The organism is Exiguobacterium sp. s142 (assembly GCF_018618455.1).
In the GTDB taxonomy this organism is placed as follows: Bacteria; Bacillota; Bacilli; order Exiguobacteriales; family Exiguobacteriaceae; genus Exiguobacterium; species Exiguobacterium aurantiacum_A.
The window spans coordinates 130272-147135 of record NZ_JACSMB010000002.1 but is presented as its reverse complement, the minus strand read 5'-3'; the positions used below and the strand labels follow the sequence as shown (position 1 = coordinate 147135).

Annotated in this window: 17 protein-coding genes; 6 read left to right on the top strand and 11 right to left on the bottom strand. The window is 50.9% G+C overall.

Annotation, left to right across the window (positions count from 1 at the left end; genetic code table 11):
* Positions 1 to 15 precede the first annotated feature (15 nt).
* The gene (locus KNP77_RS03195; RefSeq protein WP_070326931.1) at positions 16 to 981 is read right to left on the bottom strand and encodes a DHH family phosphoesterase; all 966 of its coding nucleotides are present in this window, start codon (positions 979 to 981) and stop codon (positions 16 to 18) included.
* A 76-nt stretch (positions 982 to 1057) separates the two neighbouring features.
* On the opposite strand from KNP77_RS03195, the gene KNP77_RS03190 reads away from it, so the two are divergent.
* Positions 1058 to 1372 carry a YtpI family protein gene (locus KNP77_RS03190; protein ID WP_236633359.1) on the top strand — a complete coding sequence of 105 codons (315 nt, stop codon included), beginning with the start codon at positions 1058 to 1060 and terminating at the stop codon, positions 1370 to 1372.
* A gap of 40 nt (positions 1373 to 1412) precedes the next feature.
* Here the strand turns inward: KNP77_RS03190 and KNP77_RS03185 are convergent, their stop codons facing one another.
* Positions 1413 to 2723, bottom strand: a complete 1311-nt coding sequence (locus KNP77_RS03185) for a DRTGG domain-containing protein (RefSeq protein ID WP_070329497.1) — start codon at positions 2721 to 2723, stop codon at positions 1413 to 1415.
* Positions 2724 to 2884: 161 nt separating this feature from the next.
* On the opposite strand from KNP77_RS03185, the gene KNP77_RS03180 reads away from it, so the two are divergent.
* Entirely contained in the window at positions 2885 to 3979 is a 1095-nt protein-coding gene (locus tag KNP77_RS03180; RefSeq protein WP_071397827.1) for a M24 family metallopeptidase, read from the top strand.
* Between the two features lie 290 nt (positions 3980 to 4269).
* Here the strand turns inward: KNP77_RS03180 and KNP77_RS03175 are convergent, their stop codons facing one another.
* Complete coding sequence (locus tag KNP77_RS03175) at positions 4270 to 4992, bottom strand: metallophosphoesterase family protein (RefSeq protein WP_070329495.1); 723 nt, start codon at positions 4990 to 4992, stop codon at positions 4270 to 4272.
* Between the two features lie 12 nt (positions 4993 to 5004).
* On the bottom strand, positions 5005 to 5730 hold the full coding sequence (locus KNP77_RS03170; protein ID WP_214888448.1) for an SDR family oxidoreductase: 726 nt from the start codon (positions 5728 to 5730) through the stop codon (positions 5005 to 5007).
* A gap of 183 nt (positions 5731 to 5913) precedes the next feature.
* Here KNP77_RS03170 and KNP77_RS03165 point away from each other — a divergent pair, with 183 nt between their 5' ends.
* Positions 5914 to 6351 carry a universal stress protein gene (locus KNP77_RS03165; RefSeq protein WP_016508455.1) on the top strand — a complete coding sequence of 146 codons (438 nt, stop codon included), beginning with the start codon at positions 5914 to 5916 and terminating at the stop codon, positions 6349 to 6351.
* Between the two features lie 49 nt (positions 6352 to 6400).
* Here the strand turns inward: KNP77_RS03165 and KNP77_RS16055 are convergent, their stop codons facing one another.
* The 4 genes from KNP77_RS16055 to tpx form a co-directional block, all read right to left on the bottom strand.
* Positions 6401 to 6991 carry a 3D domain-containing protein gene (locus KNP77_RS16055; RefSeq protein WP_131463844.1) on the bottom strand — a complete coding sequence of 197 codons (591 nt, stop codon included), beginning with the start codon at positions 6989 to 6991 and terminating at the stop codon, positions 6401 to 6403.
* A gap of 450 nt (positions 6992 to 7441) precedes the next feature.
* Positions 7442 to 8653, bottom strand: coding sequence for an acetate kinase (locus KNP77_RS03155; protein WP_070329492.1), 1212 nt, complete (start codon positions 8651 to 8653; stop codon positions 7442 to 7444).
* Positions 8654 to 8779: 126 nt separating this feature from the next.
* Positions 8780 to 9667 (bottom strand): class I SAM-dependent methyltransferase, encoded by an 888-nt coding sequence (locus KNP77_RS03150; protein ID WP_071397832.1) that lies wholly within the window; start codon positions 9665 to 9667, stop codon positions 8780 to 8782.
* Positions 9668 to 9767: 100 nt separating this feature from the next.
* Positions 9768 to 10256 carry a thiol peroxidase gene (gene tpx, locus KNP77_RS03145; protein WP_071397833.1) on the bottom strand — a complete coding sequence of 163 codons (489 nt, stop codon included), beginning with the start codon at positions 10254 to 10256 and terminating at the stop codon, positions 9768 to 9770.
* Positions 10257 to 10419: 163 nt separating this feature from the next.
* Here tpx and KNP77_RS03140 point away from each other — a divergent pair, with 163 nt between their 5' ends.
* A complete protein-coding gene (locus KNP77_RS03140) occupies positions 10420 to 11229 on the top strand; it encodes an NAD kinase (protein WP_214888445.1) in 810 nt (269 codons plus the stop codon).
* A 43-nt stretch (positions 11230 to 11272) separates the two neighbouring features.
* Here the strand turns inward: KNP77_RS03140 and KNP77_RS03135 are convergent, their stop codons facing one another.
* Both KNP77_RS03135 and ezrA read right to left on the bottom strand, forming a co-directional pair.
* On the bottom strand, positions 11273 to 12844 hold the full coding sequence (locus KNP77_RS03135; RefSeq protein WP_214888442.1) for an amidohydrolase: 1572 nt from the start codon (positions 12842 to 12844) through the stop codon (positions 11273 to 11275).
* Between the two features lie 75 nt (positions 12845 to 12919).
* Entirely contained in the window at positions 12920 to 14650 is a 1731-nt protein-coding gene (ezrA, locus tag KNP77_RS03130; RefSeq protein WP_131443037.1) for a septation ring formation regulator EzrA, read from the bottom strand.
* Between the two features lie 237 nt (positions 14651 to 14887).
* On the opposite strand from ezrA, the gene KNP77_RS03125 reads away from it, so the two are divergent.
* On the top strand, positions 14888 to 15370 hold the full coding sequence (locus tag KNP77_RS03125; RefSeq protein ID WP_070329486.1) for a GAF domain-containing protein: 483 nt from the start codon (positions 14888 to 14890) through the stop codon (positions 15368 to 15370).
* A 222-nt stretch (positions 15371 to 15592) separates the two neighbouring features.
* Positions 15593 to 16192 carry a 30S ribosomal protein S4 gene (gene rpsD, locus KNP77_RS03120; protein WP_016508465.1) on the top strand — a complete coding sequence of 200 codons (600 nt, stop codon included), beginning with the start codon at positions 15593 to 15595 and terminating at the stop codon, positions 16190 to 16192.
* A 43-nt stretch (positions 16193 to 16235) separates the two neighbouring features.
* Here rpsD and KNP77_RS03115 read toward each other — a convergent pair whose 3' ends face one another.
* Positions 16236 to 16862: a GTP pyrophosphokinase gene (locus KNP77_RS03115; protein WP_131490408.1), complete on the bottom strand. Its 627-nt coding sequence runs from the start codon at positions 16860 to 16862 to the stop codon at positions 16236 to 16238.
* Positions 16863 to 16864: the final 2 nt, after the last annotated feature.

The window sequence follows — 16864 nt, the reverse complement described above, 5'->3', positions numbered from 1 at the left end:
GAGAGCTGACCGCGGTCAGCTCTCTTCATTTTCAAATTCGAACGGTGCGGCCACTTCTTCTAGTGCGGCAATCACATCGTCCATTTCTTCCCACGTGTCAATTGTCGCACCGGCTGCCATCGGATGCCCGCCGCCACGGTAACGTTTGGCGACTTCATTGATGACCGGGCCTTTCGAGCGGATACGGACACGAATCTCGTCTTTGTTCTCGACGAACATGACCCAACATTTCAACCCCTCCAGTCCAGAGAAGCTGTTGACGAGCAACGACGCCGCTTCTGGCGTCGCATGAAACGTCCGGAGCACGTCGGCGTCGATTTTGACATATCCGACGCCCGCCTCTGTCACTTGAACGTTTTGCAGGACGTAACCTTGCAGTTGGAGTGTCGCCAAGTTCGTCTTATACATTTGGCGGTACAAGCGGTTCGTGTCGATGCCGTAACTGATCAAGTCAGCAGCGATCTCAAACGTGTGCGGCGTCGCGTTCCGGAACTGGAAGCGTCCCGTATCACCGACGATACCCGCGAAAAGTAAGAACGCCGACTGCTCATCGATAGCCAAGCCCCATATCCGAGCGAGCTCGGCCACAATCTCCGACGTCGAACTGACCGTCGTATCGACGATCTGATGTGTCGCATACTCGTCTTCGTCAGGATGGTGGTCGATCTTGACGACAGTCTTCCCTTTCAAGGCGTATGGTCCATCGATTCGTTCGTGGTTCGCTGTATCAAGCACGAGGACGAGCGCCTCGTCATACATCTCCGGCTCCACGTGTTGCATCTTCCCTAAAAATTCGAGGTCGCGGGCAATCCCGCCGACGACGTAAACGTGTTTATCCGGGTAAGCCCGCTCGATGATCCGCTTTAAGCCGAGTTGACTTCCGAGCGCATCCGGATCGGGACGGACGTGTCGATGGATCATAATCGTGTCCGCCGCCTCGATTAACTTCAATATCGTTGTTGCTTCAGGCCAATGTGCCATGGTCGTTCCTCGCTTTCTTGATGTCCATTCTATGGTATGATGATAACAGATTATACGTTTGAAAGGGGTTTCTCACTTGAGTCAATTAATCATGATCGGACTCATCTTGTTCTCACTCGGTGCGTATTTGGTCTATAAACGTCGGGCCTTCTTGACGAAGACGCCGTACCGGAAAGCGTTGTTCAACACGCAAGCGCTCATCTGGCTCAGCTTGTTTTTGGCGCTGTTCGCCATCAACCAGATGCTCGGCGGCCTCGGCCTCAATTCGACCATCGGCTGGATCGTCAGCATCGTCATGCTCGTCCTCGGGCTTGGCAACGCAATCGTCGGGATCATTCGCTATCGCAAGATTTTCCCGAAGGCGTCTGAAGAACCAATCAACCAATCTTAATATGTAAAACGAGCTGATGACATCATCAGCTCGTTTTTCTTTACCGGTCGATCAGTTGCGCCGTGACGAGCGCTTTGGCGACGAGTTGTGTCCCTTGTGTCATCTCGACGTCGACTTTCCCGAACTTTCGTCCGAGGTCGAACACGTTCGCCGAGACGCGGATTTGACTCTCGATTTGAATCGGTTTCATGAAGTAGACCGTGATATTCTCGACGACAAGGTCGCCTTTTTTCATATGCCGCAAACTCCGGGTCGCCCCTTCGACTAGAAGCGTCGTCAAGACTCCGGACGACGCCGTCCCCATGTGGCTCGTCATTTGAGGTGCCACTTCGACCGTGAACGCCGTCCCATTCGAAGTCGGATCCTCTTTCAACTGATTGGTGATCATATTATCAAACGTCTCACCGACTTGTGGTTGCCGGTTCGCGAGCTGAAGCGCCTTTAGGACGTCTTGACGGCTGATGATGCCGAGCAGGCGACCGTAGTTGTCGACGACCGGCAACATCTCGATCCCTTCCCATACCATCTGGTGGGCCGCATTCGTGACACTTGTCTGAACGCCGGCCGTGATCGGGCTTTTCGTCATCACTTTTTCGATTTCTGTATCGTGTGGCCGATCGATGAGATCTTTGGCGGTGATGACGCCGACGACTTTCATCTGGTCGTCGATGACCGGGTAACGGTTGTGCTTCGTCCGTTCATTGAGTTCGTGCCAACGTTTGACCGTATCGTCCACTTTTAAATAAAACGTATCGTGTAACGGAATGACGATATCCGAGACGAGCAGAATTTCCTTTTTGATCAAACGGTCATAGATGGCGCGGTTAATCATCGTCGCCACGGTAAAGCTGTCATAGGAAGTCGAGATGACGGGCATGTTGTACTTATCCGCCATCCGTTTCACTTCGTCGGTCGTATCGAATCCACCGGTGATCAGTACGGCCCCGCCTGATTGCAAGACGAGTTCATGCGCTTTCTCCCGGTTCCCGATGATGACGAGCGAGTCGACGTCGATATATCGCATCATCGCTTCGAGCTTCATCGCCCCGATGACGAACTTAGATAGCGTTTTATGCAGGCCGTCGCGTCCGCCGAGCACTTGACCATCAACGATGTTGACGACTTCGGCAAATGTCAGTTTTTCAATGTTCTCTTTATGTTTGCGCTTGATGCGGATCGTGCCGACCCGTTCGATCGTTGACACGAACCCCAAGTTCTCCGCTTCTTTAATGGCCCGATAAGCCGTCCCCTCTGATACCGCAAGTTCTTTTGCGATTTGGCGAACGGAGATTTTAGACCCGACATCGAGCGACTCGATATGTGCTATGATCTGTTCATGTTTTGTTGTCATGTCACGAGTCCCTTTCCTCAATACATTTTCTGTCATCCTCAGTATACTGTATCAGTGAACCTTGTTCAAACTGTACTACTGAAAATGCAACATTTCCTTTCCATTTTGGAAAACGCTATAATGAACGAGAAAGCCACTGAACAAGAAGGAAGGGAATCGAGTTGAATCAACGAACCAACCACATTGCACAATCTTTGGCCACGAAAGGGCTAGACGCCGCGTTTGTCACGTCAAAAGCGTCCGTCTTCTATTTTTCAGGAGTATACGCCGAGGCCCATGAACGTTTGATCGCTATCCTAGTACTGAAGAACGGGACAACGGCGCTCGTCTGTCCGGCCCTTGAAAAAGGAATCGTCGAAGCGAGCGACTGGAACGGTGAGATCGTGACGTACATGGACCACGAAAATCCGTGGGACAAAGTCGTCAAACTGTTTCTCGACCAACAAATCATTCCGGAACGAATCGGGATTGAAGGCGAGCATTTACCATATAACCGCGTCGAACAACTGCGTGCCGGATTTGCCGGACTGTCGATCATTGATTTGACGGAAGAATTACAAGCGCTCCGAATGATCAAGTCGACAGATGAGATCCGGGTCATGAAACGCGCGGCCGAACTTGCCGACATGGCAATCGAAGCCGGCATCCGCGCGTTGCGTGAAGGGGTGACCGAACTTGAAGTCATCGCCGAGATCGAATACGCCATGAAACGGCAAGGTGTCCGTGAAATGTCATTTGACACACTCGTCTTGTTCGGTGAAAATAGCGCCGATCCGCATGGTGTTCCTGGCAACAACCGACTCAAAAAAGGTGACTTCGCCTTATTCGATCTCGGTGTCGTCTGGCAAGGCTACTGTTCAGACATCACCCGCACCGTCGTCTACGGTGAGGCGAGCACAAAACAACGGGAAATCTACGAGACCGTGCTCCGGGCCGAAGAAGCCGCCATCGAGATGGCGAACGTCGGGACGACGCTCGGCTCGATCGATATCGCCGCCCGCCAAGTCATCACGACGGCCGGATACGGGGAATACTTCACCCATCGCGTCGGTCACGGTATCGGCATCGAGGTCCACGAGTTCCCATCGATGGCAGCCAACAACGATATGACGGCCCAGGTCGGCATGACGTTCACGGTCGAGCCAGGCATTTATCTCCCTGGTGTCGGCGGCGTCCGCATCGAGGATGACATCGTCATGACCGAAAGCGGACCAATCTTGTTGACGAGCTTCCCGAAGACGTTACAAGAAATTTAAAAGAGGTTGACTAACACAATCAAATTCGCTCGTCCTTCCGGTGCCCACGCTTTCCGCAGGCAATCCCTGAGCCTTAGTACCATCGGACGAGCAAAGCAAACGGTCGCCCTCGGGCGGCCGTTTCACGTTCTACCGCGGACGAGAACGACCGTTACATAGCATTTCTTCAATTTCATGTCGGGCAGAGCGCCTCAAGGTCTTCGGACATAATAAAAGACGAACGAGATTGCTTTTAGCGACCTCGTTCGTCAACAACTTGAGGTTGAAGGCATATGTCTTCAACCTCTTTTTCAATAGAACAGGCGCCACATCACTTCGCGCTGTGGCACTTCGTCACGCTCCATCTTGTTCATGAAAGACGGTTTATCGTACGGGATCGTCTTAGCACTGACACGCAGTCCCGCCTCATCCCACTGCAGCACCCCGTAGCGGGCCAAATCGTCTTTGGCGACGCCGAGCGCCCCTGGATTGAAATACCGTTTGCGCTCATCTTGAAACGCGTGGACCGGGTGATGGTGACCGAAACAAACGACGTCCGCCGCGTAATCACCAAATAAGCGTTGCATGTTCGGAAGCGTCGCTTCGACGATGTCATGAAACGGCTCGTCGACGATCGATGCCTCACGCTTTTCAGTCGGGATGTGGTAATGAATGCCGTATATATGCTCCCTGCCTATCGTTTGCTCGATCGTACGAGGCAATTTCATAAGCGCATCGGCGTAGTCAGGGCGCAACGTTCGCGCGACCCATTCGTGATGAGGCCGCGTATGGGCATAACTTTCGGGATGTCCCGTTCCCGCGAGCAGTGAGAGGACGGCTTCATCGTGGTTTCCTGTGATCATCTTGACACCTCGGTCGAGAAGTCGCGCCATCACTTCGTTCGAATCTGGTCCCATCGCGATCATATCGCCGAGACTCCAGATGTCATCGATCCCTTGACCGTCCAACTCGTTCAATACCGCGTCTAACGCTTGGACGTTCCCGTGAATGTCCGTCAAAATGGCCAACTTCATATGAAGCACTCCTTACTTTCGATATTGGTGGACGACGTTGACGCCTCCGGTCACATCGATGACCGCCCCGGTGACCATGTCCGAGTCCCGCGCGAGCAAGAACATGATCATTCGCGCGATGTCTTCGCCGGTCCCATGCCGACCGACCGGTGTTTGATTATCCGGTTCAGCGGATTCGATCCGCATCTCTTTCTGCGCACCGACGATGTTACCCGGATTGATCATGTTCGCCGTGATACCGTGCACCGCTTCCTCGAGCGCGACCGTCTTCGTCAAACTGACGAGACCGGTCTTCGCGGCAGCAAAGGCGGACCGGTGCAACCAGCCCGGTGCCGTCACACTCTCAGGGAAGCCGTACGTGATGATACGACCGAACCGCTTCGCCCGCATATCCGGAATCGCCCGACGCATCAGCCAAAACGAGGCGGACAAGTTCCCGGTGATCACTTCCTCCCACTCCTCGTCCGTCAAATCAACGAGACATTTTCGTTCGAAAATATATGGACCCGCGTTCAAAATCAAAGCGTCCGGCTCACCGAACTTGCTCACCGCCTCGTCATAACCGGCCGTCACCGCTTCTCGGTCCGTCAACGGTGTCTCGATCATATGTAGCCGTTCGTGCTCCCAATCAATCGGTTTTCGTTGAAGCACGCTGACATACCAGCCTTCCTCCAACAGTCGTTCCGTTACAACCCGGCCGATCCCTTTCGCACCAGCCGTGATGACTACGTGTTTCATCGTCATCCCTCCTCTGTATCATCTTACCCGTTCCATCTATTGATTTCCAAACTTCAACCTGTTCCGTAAGAAAGTTGTGAAAATTTCACACATTCTCAAAAGAAGCGGGCGTGAATTTCGAGTGAAGTGGTATACTATATATGTAAGCCGCACGTACATTTCAAGCGAAAGGTTGGGATTTACATGGCAATTGTCTACAAACATATCCTTTCTGCCGTCGACGGCTCGAAAGAGGCGGAACGCGCATTCGAAACAGCAATCGACGTCGCACTTCGAAACGACGGAAAACTGTATATCGGTCACGTGATCGATACACGGACGTTCGCAACGGTCGAAGCATACGATCGGACGATTACTGAACGTGCAGAAACTTATGCGAAAGAACTGCTCGACGACTATGTCAATCGGGCCAAAGAACGTGGTGTCAAAGAAGTCGAAACGGTCATCGAATACGGTTCGCCTAAAGTGACGATTGCGAAAAAAATCGCACCAAATCACGAAATTGACCTTATCATCTGTGGAGCGACCGGCTTGAATGCGGTCGAACGCTTCTTTATCGGTAGCGTATCCGAGAGCATCGTCCGGTACTCGAAGTGCGACGTCTTGATCGTTCGTCAATAATTTCATTAAAAAAGAGTCATCGCGTTTGCGATGACTCTTTTTTATTGGCTTACAAGACTTTGACCGTGACCGTCTTGCGACCGAAGTTGATGGCCGCACTTTGCGAGTACATGAGAATGTCGATCTTATGTCCTTTGATAGAGCCGCCTGTATCAGCCGCCGTGTACGTACCCATCAACTTACCACCGACATACACTTGTACTTTAGAACCGAGCGGGATGACGCGCGGGTCGACAGCGACGACGTTATGTTTTTGTGTACGAACGTTCCATCCGAGTGCCGTCTTACCTGAACACCCTTTGCAGTATGGTGTGTAGGCAGAAGCGTTCATCGTATACGATTTCACGCTCGCTTTCGCAACCGGTTTAACGGTGCGTAAGTATTTGGTTGCGATCCAACCGGCCTTGCCTTTATAGTTGACGCGAATCCAAGCCCCTTTTGTACCAGTGCGCTGGAGTTGTTGTCCTTTATTGATTTTTCCAAGTACCTTACCATTAATCGTAGCCGCTGAGCGAACGTTCAATCCGTTCACTTGGCTTTTTACATAAATTTTAGAAGACGCCTCTACTGGTTGTTGCGGTAAAAGCATGGCGAATGTCATGACCGTCAGTAATAAGACCGTTCCAATTTTTTTAAACATGAGGTTCGTCCTTTCCTAGTCGGTTTGTTTTGTCGTTTTTCATAGTTGTCAGTTCTTGGTGATTGTTACGTTCAAACATAAACACGATGCGTCAAGACGAGTAATGTTTCGTCCAGATAACTATATGACGAAACAACCGGACGTGCGTTTACAACTAAAATTCATTTGAATGACACTAAAATTACAGGAGTGTTACAAAAACGGACTATTTTAACGACGGATGACAACTTTACAGATATACGACCTTTTGTGTCATATTAAATTCCAATTATTGGTTTCAATATGACTCAAACGTTACAAACGTATCGTTTTCCGACTCTTTTTATTACAGCGCGCGTCTCCCGGATAATCCTTTAGACACAATTTTCCCGGATGAACTATGACAAAAGAACTAAAAAAAGTCGCGCTGTTCGGATGAACAGCGCGACTAGAGAGGTTAAATTGTGTGGATTAAGCGTGTGTTTCTAAAAGGTTTGCGATCCGAACTGTATCGCGGGCGATGACCAATTCTTCATTCGTCGGAATGATGATGACTTTGACCGGCGAATGCGGATAGTTGATGAACAACTCTTTGCCGCGCGCTCCGTTGTTGAGTGATGGATCCCAGTAGACGCCCATGAATTCAAGCCCACGCAGGATACGCTCACGAATGACGTCAGAGTTTTCACCGACACCCGCCGTGAAGATGATGGCATCGACGCCGTTCATCTCAGCAGCGTACTGACCGATGTAACCGTGAATCCGGTTCGAGAAGATTTTAAGTGACACTTCAGCCCGGTGGTTACCTTCTGCTGCAGCTTGTTCGATGTCACGTAAGTCACTTGAAATACCCGAGAGACCGTAAACGCCTGATTCTTTGTTCATGACGTTCAATACGTCTTCAGCCGACTTGCCCGTTTTTTGCATAAGGAACGGGATGAGGGCCGGATCGAGTGATCCTGAGCGCGTTCCCATCGTGATTCCTTCAAGTGGCGTGAAGCCCATCGTCGTATCGATTGAACGACCGCCGGCAACCGCCGCGATTGACGCCCCACTGCCGAGATGGCATGAGATCAAGCGCAAATCTTCGAGCGGACGACCGAGTAACTCAGAAGCACGTTGCGTGACATATTTGTGGCTCGTCCCGTGGAAACCATATTTCCGTACACCGTGTTCCGTGTAGTACTCGTACGGGAGGCTGTACAGGAAGTTTTCTTCCGGCATCGATTGGTGGAAAGCCGTATCAAACACGGCGACTTGCGGCACGTTCGGCAAAATCGTTTGGAACGCACGAATCCCAGTCAAGTTAGGTGGGATGTGAAGCGGTCCGAGTTCGACGAACGATTCGATGTTCTTCATCACTTCCTCATCGATCACGACTGAATCCGCGTAAAGTTCTTTCCCGTGAAGAACACGGTGCCCGACACCCGAAATTTCATCGAACGAAGCCATGATTCCAAGGTCAATCAATTTTTCGAGCGCAAGCTCGACCGCTTCTTTATGTGTGTGAAGCGGTGTGACGACGTTGAACTTTTGCCCTTCGCCGTATTTAATAGTAAAGATCGCATCGTCTTTCCCAACGCGCTCGACGAGACCAAGCGCGAGCATGTTCTCAGATGGCATCTCGAGAAGTTGGAACTTCAGTGACGAACTACCTGCGTTGACTGCCATAATTTTTGTCATGTCATACACCTCTTACCTTTCGATTTAAACACGTTTCTTTATCTGTTCTCTTTAAAACCGATAACTGTATCATAATGAAGATACTTGATATGGCATATGTTTTTCAAGTCTTTTGCCCAATAAATATTATGTTGTTTTAAACCATTCATCAATCTGTTTCACAATATTGGCAACAGCGCGCACATCAGTGAACGATGGCAACTCGACGAGGAGCGCTTGTTTCGGGCGTGTGACGCCCTCGCCTTGCTTCTGTAAGATGAGGATACTCTTCGCATACCGTTCATCTTTGAACATCGTCGTCGGCAGTTGGAGGACACCTTTCACGACCGCTTCTCGGTCCATCCACTGTTTTAATTTCCCTTCATCATCCTGTTCAAACAAATTGTTCGGGATGACGAAGACACCATGGCCTCCCGGCAACGTATGCCGCATCGCCTGCTCGATCATCAAGAAGTGAGAATAGGAATGACCTTCTTCTCGCTTCAACTCATAACCGCTCGCCACTTCGTCGTTCGGATAATAACCGATCGGCAAATCGACGAGTGTGAGGTCACTCGGCTCGACGAACAGCGGTGCAAGTGCGTCTTGATGGAAGTAAGAAACCGGCTTTTTAAGCAAATTACTGATCGCATATGACAAACGAAGCATCAGTTCATCGACTTCGACGGCTTGTGCGGTCGCGTCTTTCACTTGCGATAAAATGGCGTGGACGAGAGTCCCGGTGCCGCTTCCGAGTTCAAGCACGTTCGCTCCGTCTTTGACGAGCTTCGTCGCCAAATATCCGATGAATAAGCTGACTGCGTCCGGTGTCGGTTGATGGTTCGGCGGAAGCGTTGTCGTCTCTTCAAGCACAAGCAGACTCACTGCCTTGCGCACGTCATCCGGTTTCTCCGATTCAACGTCGACTCGTTCAAACACTTCGATCAAAGCTTCGAGCGGCAATAAATCGAGGTCGGCCACCAATTTTTTCGTTTCTTTCTTCCAATCTCGGTACAACTGTTCAAATCGTTCCATAGTCGTTCATCTCCTCCATACAAAACCGGCTCTCGTTTCGAGAGCCGGTTGGTTAACTACAATATAGTGTAAGCTATTCGTCCACGTTTCGCCAAGTGAATCAGTTTGCCGCGTCGAACGCTTCAAGCGCCGCGTCAAAATCGACTTCGTCTGTCATCTCATCCATATACTGAACGTATTGGATAGTTCCTTCCGAGTCGATCACGAAGACTGACCGGGCTAGCAAACGAAGCTCTTCCATGAGCACGCCGTACGAATGCGCAAACGACTGGTCGCGGTGATCTGACAACATGATGACGTTATCGAGACCTGACGCCGCACACCAGCGTCGCTGGGCGAACGGTAAATCGTTCGAGACGGTCAATACCGTTCCACCGAGCGATGCCGCGTTTTCATTGAACGCACGAGTTTGCGTGTCGCATAGTCCTGTATCGATCGATGGGACGACACTAATCAATTTCTTCCCTGGGTAAGACGCGAGCGACACTTCTTCGAGTGCAGTCGTGAGGGCGGTGAAATCGGGTGCAGCATCTCCCACTTTCACTGGATTCCCTTGCAATGTGACTGTATTCCCTTTAAATGTTGGCATCAAATCATCCCCTTGTTCTGAATTTTACTTCTTCATCATATCGATGGTGCCGTCACGAAGACAAGCATCCTGCTTCAGACGGCCTGATTGTCATTTTCCCTATATCGGACGCCTAAAACAAGTTATAATGAGAAAGACACAATTGACAAAGGGGATGATTTAGATGAGAAACAACGTGTATCTGCACCATCGTAACGTCAACGAGTTCACGAAAGAGGTAAAAAAATTAAGAGAGATCGGGGAGAAACATGGTTTCAACATCATGGACCGCCCGGAAGATGCCAACATCATCGTCGCCATCGGGGGAGATGGCGCGTTTTTACAGGCCGTTCGTTACACCGGGTTCCGTCAAGACGCCATCTATGTCGGTTTCGGCCGCGGCCTCAACGAATTTTACTGTGACTTCGATATACATAAACTCGACGAAGTCGACCGTTTATTCTCGGATAACTCTGCCCGGATCGAAGCCGGTCTCGAAGTACGGAAATATCCGCTCTTATCCGCTTCGATCAACGAATCGTCGCCACTCCTCTGCCTGAACGAGGCATCGATCAAATCGAGTATCATCAAATCGCTCGCGATCGAAGTCTACATCGACGACCTCCACTTCGAGACGTTCCGCGGGGATGGAATGGTCGTATCGACACCGACGGGATCGACCGCCTACAATAAATCGTTGAATGGCGCGGTCGTCGACCCGCTCATCCCATGCATGCAAGTGAGTGAAATTGCTTCGGTGAACAACAACCGTTACCGCACGCTCGGCTCAGCGTTCATCGTCCACGCATCACGCAAGCTGTCGCTCCGCATCATTGAAGACGGAAACGATTATCCGATTATCGGCATGGATAACGAAGCGCTTAGTCTGAAATATACAGACCGGATCGACATCGAATTGTCGGACAAGGTCGTCAAAACGGTCAAGTTGAAAACCAACTCGTTCTGGCACAAAGTGCAACGCTCTTTCTTCTAAACTGACAAAGGCTAGTCGTCCATCGCGGACGACTAGCCTTTTCTCATGCTTTGATGACGTCTGCCTCGTAGACGGGCGAACCTTCGACGACGGTCATGACAAGTCGGTTGCTCAAAATATCTTGTCCGTTCAAGTCGAAGAAATCCTCTTCCCATACGGTGAACGTCGCATTATAGCTTTGAATCAACAGGCCATCACGGCCATGCGTCCCAGTCGCGACACGCGGTGAGTAGGCGAAACTCCGTAGCGCTTCGTACATCGACAGACGTTCCGTTGGATTCAGTGCACCCGACGCTTCAAACGATTGTCGTGTCACAGCGGCATAGAGCCCCTTTCTGACGTCGACAGAAGAGATCGGGGCATCACTACCCCCGAGTACGAGCGCACCCGTATCGAGCATCGATTTGAACCGATACGCGTCGTCGACCCGCTCGTTGCCTAGGCGGTCGAACAACAAGTCCATATCATCCGACAAAAAGACCGGTTGCGCGTCGATGAGGACCGGCAACGCACTGATCCGCTTCAACAGCGAATCGTTCAATAGCGAAGCGTGGATGATGCGGTCGCGCGTCCCTCGTTTCGCCGGATACTTCTCGAGCAGCGTGATGAACTGCTCAGCCGCCGCATCTCCGATGACATGAGCCGCAACGTTCATCCCGTATGAGCGCGCCTTTTTGACGAGCGCCTCGAGGTGGTCCGGGCGATGGACTTCGATCCCGCGTTGCCCGACTTCATCTGCATACGGCTCGGACAAGAGCGCCGTCCGGCCGCCGAACGAACCGTCGACAAAAATCTTCATCGCCCCGAAGTCGAAGCGCAGGCGCTTCGCAAGCGCATCTTTTTGCAGCAATTGATCAACGACTTGTTCATGGACGAGCAGATGGGCATGGAACGGAAGTTCTTGAAGCACATCTTCATATGCTTGAATCGTCTCGAGCGGGTCTCCGTGGTAGAACAAGTCTTCCGTGTGGGCTCCGACGATCCCATGGGCGAACAACGAGTCGACGGCCCGACGGATCGAGGCGACGTTCTTCTCACGATTTCCGCCGAGCTCTTTATGGAGCAGATCGAGCGCCGCATCGTACAACACGCCGTTCAATTTCCCGTCGTCATCACGTCCGAGCTTCCCGCCTTCAATGACGGTGTGATGAATGAGGCCTAAGCGCTCGAGGCCTTTCGAGTTGACGACGGCGACGTGGCGACAGACGCGCTTCAAGACGACCGGGCGATCCGGAATGACGGCATCGATCATCTCACGTGTCGGCATCTGTCCAAGCAGACGATCGTTAAAGCCTTCAGCGACGATCCAGTCGTCCCCTCCCGACTTCGCTTTCATCGCTTCGAGCAAGGCGTTTAAATCCGTCGTCTCGGTCGCGTCGATGCGGTCGAGCGCCTCGCCATATCCGATCAAGTGAATGTGCGAGTCCGTAAACGCCGGATACACGCTCTTCCCTTCGAGGTTCACAATCTGTTTGATCCGGCCCGCGTATGTACGGCGAAGATGACCTTCCTCCCCGAGTTTCAACACGCGTCCGTGCTCGACATACATCGCCCGTGCCATTTCATGTTCCTTGTTCAGCGTATAGATCTTTCCGTTTACCCAAAGCGTTCCCATCACAAAATTCCTCCTCGATTCAAAAAAGATTGACGTCTACGTTAATTCCCGTTTACGTCAATCTTCATGCATAGATTATTTTCGAAGCATATCTTGTTGTTCCAGACCTTTTTCAACACGTTGACGGATCTCGCGAGCCGCTCCTTCGTCGAAGCGTCCGAGCACACGTTCACCGATTTCGACGGCCGTACCGTACTCGCCGTGTAAAAACTTGTTCTCAGCGAGCGTCAAGGCGACATGCACCTCGTTATCACGACGACGGTACCGATTCGCATACTGGAGCAACTGTTCCGCATACGTCACTTGCCGGAGCAGTGCTTTGACGCGGTCACGGAAGTTATCCATCGTTTCCTCGACATCGTGACTGAGGCCGACGATATACGTCATGTTGAACGGTGCCTTCTCGAACTGTTCATCTAGCGACTGCACCCCTTTTTGAAGTTGTCGCATGTCACTCGTCAAATCAGTCGGAACGACCGGCATCGCGCTCTTCGCCAAGAGGCGACGATGAGCGGACAATTCCTTCTTCCATGACTCGAGTTTATTTCGAACTTCGAGCTCTTCTTTACGAAGCGAGTTCGTATTTTCGATAAACCGTTCATGCATCGCACCGAACTGGTCGAGTGACCGTTTCGCATCTTGCACTTTTGATTTGATCAGACTGAACGGAATCACCTGAGCGACGAGTGCTTGTTCGATATCGAGGACGTTCGCAGCGAGCACCGCACGTTCCCGGTCCAATTGTTCGAACTCCTCACCGACCCGGGCGTTGATCTCATAGTTGCTGACAAGACGCGACATCTCTTGGTGAAGGCGCGTCATCAATTCGTTCGTCTGACGTTCGCGTTCTTTGACCCCAGCAAACTCTTTTTTTACGTACTGCCTTGCATCGACCTCGGAGCTGAACGCCTCGAACAATTGATCGATATCCGAACTGAGTTGCTGCATGTCCGTTTCAAAGTGTTCAAAATCAAGCTGTTCGATCCGAGTCATGAGCGCAAGACGGCGGTCTTCTGCCTGCTCGATCTCTTCGACTAACCCGAGCGTCTCGAGGGCGTAGCCATCCATCTGCATTTCTTTATGACCCGCACGCAGTTGATTCAGTTGGTGCTTTAAGTCAAATTGAACCGTCCGGACAAACTGGGGAATCACTTGAACGAGTTCACGGATCTTCGTCACCTTTTCAGACAGGACTTGGCCGGCCATGAACGCCTCTGAGACTTGCCCTTCTTGCTTGAGCGTCATCATCTCGGTCCGTTTCGCTTCCGCAACAGCGATTTCGGTTTCGACGAGATCGTATGTCGGGCCAAAAGCGCTATTTTGAGAAATGAGCGTCTTGCGGAACTGATACAGTTCTTTCTCGTCTTTTTTGACGATATCTAGCAGGGAGGCATGATAGTCGTTAAACTCTGCCATCTCATCGAGCATCGCGTGAACCATCGATTCGAGTTCTTCGATCAACTGTTCGGTCGCAGCCAAGTCTGATTTGACTTTAAGGAAACGATATTTGTCGAGGTCTTCCTCTGAACGATATAGCGCCTCATCGATTTGACCCGTGTGGACGCTGACGAGTTCATCCCACGACTGGTGCCAGCGTTCGAATTTTTCTTTCGTTTCGCCTTCCATCGGCCACTGTTTGAACTTTTGAAGCTCGGCCGGGACACTCGCACTCAGGATGCCTTGTTTTCGCATATCCAAATCATCAATTTTCTGGTAAAAACTTCGTCTAGCTAGCATACTACCTAACATTGCTCCTAGAGCGATGACAATAATTCCAATTAAAATTCCGTATATTCCGTAATCCATCTCTGTAACAACCTCCAAGCCGCTTTCGTGGACTTATGTATCTTTAAGAAGAAAATGAAGTATTTTATAAGTATAGATATTAATAATCATATTATAGAAACAATGTTTTGCATAGGTTTTCCAACGGTTTAGGGAGAGAATGTTATTTTCCGCGAAATTCTTTTTGGGAGACAAAATAAAAAAATGCGTGTACCATGATGCTAATCTGAAATACATCTTGATATAGGAGGGAAACAAATGTTCCAAACTACTACTTACTCTGGCGACCTGGCCGCCGGCTATGACTTACTTAACAAACAACTCGCTGCCCTGCTCGAAGGAGAGACGAACCAAGTCGCTAACCTTTCGAACGCGAGCGCTCTGCTCAACCAGTTTCTTGACCGCATCAACTGGGTCGGCTTCTATTTGACTGACGGTGACGACAGCCTCATCCTCGGACCGTTCCAAGGTCTTCCTGCTTGCGTCCATATCGCCTTCGGCAAAGGCGTCTGCGGCACGGCCGCATCGACACAAGAGACACAGTTGATCGCCGACGTCCACCAATTCCCAGGCCATATCGCCTGCGATGCGGCCTCGAACTCTGAAATCGTCGTCCCGCTCATCCGTGACGGCAAAACGATCGGCGTCCTCGATATCGACAGTCCCGAGTTCGATCGCTTCTCAGAAGTCGATCGCCAAGGCTTAGAGCAATTTTGCCAGACATTACTTCGCTTCATCTGATTGACAAGCTGCCCGATCCATCGTATACTGATTTTTGTGCATGAAATGACGATAGCAGTCCTAGACAGACGTATCCACCTTTCGGGCCTCGACTGAGTCGGAGGAGCATCTTGTAGCTTCGCTATCAAGTGAAGGTGCTTGAACCTAGAAAGGGGCGTCACCCGTCTTTGACACCGTTGTTCTTTTGTGCAAAATACATGAACAACAAGGAGGAGTCCAATCATGGCTCGTTACACAGGTCCAGCTTGGAAACTCTCGCGTCGCTTAGGCATCTCGCTTAGCGAAACGGGTAAAGAATTAGCAAAACGTCCTTACGCACCAGGCCAACACGGCAATGGTCGTCGTAAAATCTCTGAATACGGTCTTCAGCTTCAAGCGAAGCAAGCACTCCGTCACATGTACGGAATCAACGAGAAGCAATTCCGTCGCATCTTCAACGATGCTGGGAAAATGCAAGGTATCCACGGTGAGAACTTCATGTTCTTGCTCGAGTCACGCCTTGACAACCTCGTTTACCGTATGGGCCTCGCTCGCACACGTCGTGGAGCACGCCAACTCGTCAACCACGGTCACATCCAAGTTGACGGTTCACGCGTAGACATCGCGTCTTACCGTGTAAAACCAGGTCAAGTCATCTCGGTTCGCGAAAAATCGAAAACTTTCAAAGCGATTGCTGAAGCTCTTGAAGTAGCACCAGCTACAAAAGAATTCATCACGTTCGACGCTGAGAAACTCGAAGGTACGTACGTACGTATCCCTGAGCGCGCTGAATTGAACGACCAAATCAAAGAGCAACTCATCGTTGAGTACTACTCACGTTAATGCTTTTATCCCCTTCCCTGCATCGGCAGGAAAGGGGATTTTTTTATTGTTGTAAAATCTGTTCGCGAATCCGGCCCATCTGCGTATCGAGCGCGTCTGCCATACGAGCCGCTTCCATAAGCTCTTGTCGCGACGTCTCTGGGATTTTTTGCTGATATTTATATTGAAGCTTATGTTCGGTCGCCGCCCAAAAATCCATCGCGAGCGTCCGAATTTGAATCTCAGCCGGCACCCAGATGACACGTTCCGCCAAGTACACTTTCGTCCGCACAATCAGATGGAGACTGCGGTAACCGCTCGGCTTTGGATGTTCGATATAGTCTTTGATGACGTCGATCTGTAAGTCGTCCCGCTTTTTCAAGTGATCGAGAATCGCGTAGATGTCATCGCGGAAACTCGTGACGATCCGTACGCCGGCGACGTCATAAATATTGTCCCATAAAGCTTCCACTTCGAGTGGGAGCTGTTTTTGATTCATCTTCCGAATGATCGACGGCAACGTCTTCATCCGCGTCTTCACGTGTTCGATCGGCGAATAGCCAAGTCGGGTCTGCCAATCGAGGTCGATGATGCCAAGGTCGCTCTCAAGCTCCGTGATCGCCATCTCGTAATAGCGGAACCGTTCCCGCCACTGATGAAACTGTTCGCCAAAAAACTCTTCGATATCCATTA

Coding starts and splice junctions, on each gene's coding strand:
- KNP77_RS03195 (WP_070326931.1), bottom strand. CDS start 981: ATGGCACATTGGCCTGAAGCAACAACGATATTGAAGTTAATCGAGGCG.
- KNP77_RS03185 (WP_070329497.1), bottom strand. CDS start 2,723: ATGACAACAAAACATGAACAGATCATAGCACATATCGAGTCGCTCGAT.
- KNP77_RS03175 (WP_070329495.1), bottom strand. CDS start 4,992: ATGAAGTTGGCCATTTTGACGGACATTCACGGGAACGTCCAAGCGTTA.
- KNP77_RS03170 (WP_214888448.1), bottom strand. CDS start 5,730: ATGAAACACGTAGTCATCACGGCTGGTGCGAAAGGGATCGGCCGGGTT.
- KNP77_RS03165 (WP_016508455.1), top strand. CDS start 5,914: ATGGCAATTGTCTACAAACATATCCTTTCTGCCGTCGACGGCTCGAAA.
- KNP77_RS16055 (WP_131463844.1), bottom strand. CDS start 6,991: ATGTTTAAAAAAATTGGAACGGTCTTATTACTGACGGTCATGACATTC.
- KNP77_RS03155 (WP_070329492.1), bottom strand. CDS start 8,653: ATGACAAAAATTATGGCAGTCAACGCAGGTAGTTCGTCACTGAAGTTC.
- KNP77_RS03150 (WP_071397832.1), bottom strand. CDS start 9,667: ATGGAACGATTTGAACAGTTGTACCGAGATTGGAAGAAAGAAACGAAA.
- tpx (WP_071397833.1), bottom strand. CDS start 10,256: ATGCCAACATTTAAAGGGAATACAGTCACATTGCAAGGGAATCCAGTG.
- KNP77_RS03140 (WP_214888445.1), top strand. CDS start 10,420: ATGAGAAACAACGTGTATCTGCACCATCGTAACGTCAACGAGTTCACG.
- KNP77_RS03135 (WP_214888442.1), bottom strand. CDS start 12,844: ATGGGAACGCTTTGGGTAAACGGAAAGATCTATACGCTGAACAAGGAA.
- ezrA (WP_131443037.1), bottom strand. CDS start 14,650: ATGGATTACGGAATATACGGAATTTTAATTGGAATTATTGTCATCGCT.
- KNP77_RS03125 (WP_070329486.1), top strand. CDS start 14,888: ATGTTCCAAACTACTACTTACTCTGGCGACCTGGCCGCCGGCTATGAC.
- rpsD (WP_016508465.1), top strand. CDS start 15,593: ATGGCTCGTTACACAGGTCCAGCTTGGAAACTCTCGCGTCGCTTAGGC.
- KNP77_RS03115 (WP_131490408.1), bottom strand. CDS start 16,862: ATGGATATCGAAGAGTTTTTTGGCGAACAGTTTCATCAGTGGCGGGAA.